This is a genomic window from Armatimonadota bacterium (assembly GCA_037138755.1).
Lineage (GTDB): Bacteria > Armatimonadota > Fimbriimonadia > Fimbriimonadales > Fimbriimonadaceae > Fimbriimonas.
On record JBAXHT010000015.1, the window covers coordinates 1 to 1,800 of the forward strand.

At 55.7% G+C, this 1,800-nt stretch carries 2 protein-coding genes; both read right to left on the reverse strand.

Going from position 1 to position 1,800, the window contains the following annotated elements:
* Positions 1–124: 124 nt before the first annotated feature.
* Positions 125–1,090: a fibronectin type III domain-containing protein gene (locus WCK51_16000; GenBank protein ID MEI7578392.1), complete on the reverse strand. Its 966-nt coding sequence runs from the start codon at positions 1,088–1,090 to the stop codon at positions 125–127.
* Between the two features lie 21 nt (positions 1,091–1,111).
* Positions 1,112–1,800: fibronectin type III domain-containing protein (locus WCK51_16005; protein MEI7578393.1), on the reverse strand; the 689-nt coding region annotated here is incomplete at its 5' end.

Genomic DNA, 1,800 nt, shown 5'->3' on the forward strand with positions numbered 1-1,800 from the left:
TGGCGCGGACGAGGGTATCGTAGGTGAGTGAGAAGGGCGCCTCCCTCAAGTCGGCCATAGCCACGAGGCAATACATGACCACTGCTTGGGCGTCTCCGTCGCACAGAGCTTTGCGTTCCAACCATTAGTTGGTATCCTTGCCTTCACCATCTTTAACAGTGGCTGTGGCCAGGAGGATCTGGTAGCCTGTGACTTCTCTGTAGTTGCGGAATGGCCTATCCCAGGCAATCTTGACGTGAGCTCCGACGACCGTAAGAACGGGTGCGGCGGGAGCATCTGGGACTTGTGAGGTGTTCACGCTGGTTGCAGCAGTGAACAGGCCTTCTCCGTACTTGTTGTAGGCTCTCACCTTGAATTGGTAGATTCCACCTCCGACGAGTGAGTCCACGTTAGCGTAAGTCAAGAGACCGCCAACATCAGTGCGAGTCGTTTTGTACTTGCTTACCCATGTGGTGACGTTGTTGCCCTGATCCCAGTACACCTCGTATGAAGTGATATCAACGTTCCAACCGCCTCTGGCTGAGCCAGTGAGAGCGGTCCAGACGACCTTAGTCCTGTCGTTGAATGTGGAGGGCACGTCGATGCTAGCAACGCTGAGGTTGGTAGGCTCAGTCTCGATGGTGGCTCCGACGGTGTTGACCTCAGAGTACTCTCCATCACCCTTAAGGTTGGTTCCTCTGATCTTCACCCTGATGAGGCTGTCTCTTGGGCGCAGAGTTAGAGTTCTGAGTAGTGTCATCGGCACACTGCACTTCTTCGCTGCCACAACGGCCGATCCCACGCCGGCTCCACAGTTAGTGAGCTCAGTGACGAAGTCTCCGTTCGCCTGCATGAAGAGGATCGAGTAGCTAATGATTGGAGAAGAGTGCTCATTAGGCAAATCCCATTCGATGTCTACACTGGTAGCATCAGCGTTAGCCAGAGTGACTCTTGGGATGTTTGTCTTGCCGGGCTTGTCGTCGGGGATTACTGTAGTAATCGTAGAGTTGACTCCATAACCGTAGATGTTGCGGGCCCTTACCATGAAGCGGTAGGTCTGACCGCCAGTCACTGCATTCTTCGTGTAGGAAGTGACGAGGGCGTTGGTCAATTCAACAAAATCGGTAGCGGGTTACTTGGTGCTATCACCAGCGTCCCAGAGGAGGCTGTAGGCAATGACAGCGCTGCTGCCTGCGTCGACACCGCTTAGGGCGACCCAGTTCATGGTCAGGGTCACATCGGTGCAGCTTGGGTCCTCGGTAGGAGCAGCCATCTTGTCTGGAACAGCACGGATGCGGGCTCCGCTGGCATCACTGACCGGCGAAAGTACTCCGTACTTGAAGAAGTTGGCCGCTTTCACTCTCACCAGCACCAAGTCACCTCCGCCTACAATACTGTTTGCTACATCCTTGTAGGTGTACTTGTAGCCGTAGGGTGTGGCTGCGGTGAGAACGGTCATCGGAATGAGGCAGTGGCGTTTCAATAGTGCTTCACTGTTCGCGATGGTTCCGTCGCATGTGGCGTTGTGAGCGGTCCAGACATTGCCGGTAGCCTTGTCTGCGATCTCGACCAGGTAGGCCGTGATGGGGTCGCCTCTGTCGTCGGGCGCAGTCCAATCGATGGCGAAGTGGCCGGTCGCAGCGTCAATGCTGGTTACTGGAGCGAGTGGAGTGCCTGGTTCTCTGGCCGCCTTGATGTAGCCTGCACCTGTCACTGAGTCGACCACAGAGTAGTCACCCCAGCCGAAGATGTTGCGTGCTCTCACGCGGAAGGCATAGGTAGTTCCAGAGACAAGCTGGCTTGTCACGAGGTATTGCGTGG